Raw genomic sequence first — 613 nt, forward strand, 5'->3', positions numbered from 1 at the left:
TGAATCCCCGCGGCCAGAACGGGCTTTCTCTTCATCCACCAGGGTGTCGGAACTGATATGTTCCACCACGCCGCTCAACCCACCGTAAATGGCATAGTCGTACGCGGTGATTTTGACCGTGGCAGGCAAACCTGGGTGAATAAAGGCCACATCGGCCGGTTTAACCTTGGCTTCGACCAGCAGGTTATCTTCCAGCGGAATAATCGTCATGATTTCCGCCCCCTGTTGGATCACCCCGCCCCGGGTGGTAGTGCGGATGTTATTGACCGTGCCGCGCACCGGGGCAACAATCGTGGTGCGCTGCATCACGTCTTCGCGGCCACGCAAAATTTCCTCTGCCTGGGCCAGTTCGGACTCCAGCTTGTTCAGTTCGCTGTTGGCATCCGAGCGAAAACGGTTGGTGCGTTCGGCAATCTGCAACTGGAACTCATTCGCCTGCCTGCGCAGACGCAGGATTTCCACCTCCGACACCAGGCCTTTTTTGGCCAGGGGGGCAGAAAGCTGTACCTCGTTTTCCGCCAGCGACAGGCTTTTCTTCAGCGCATCCACGCTCTCATTCAGGGTTCTCAGTTGGGCGCTGTAAGCCTGGGTTTCGTCATTCACGATACTCGGT

General features: G+C 57.3%; 1 protein-coding gene. It reads right to left on the reverse strand.

What is annotated here, in order from left to right:
• Nucleotides 1–603, reverse strand: a 603-nt coding sequence (locus AC2A1E_RS24260) for a beta-barrel domain-containing protein (RefSeq protein WP_484385885.1), incomplete at its 3' end; no start/stop codon positions are given.
• Between the last annotated feature and the right edge of the window lie 10 nt (nucleotides 604–613).

The organism is Serratia sp. HNCC26DJ206 (assembly GCF_057180605.1).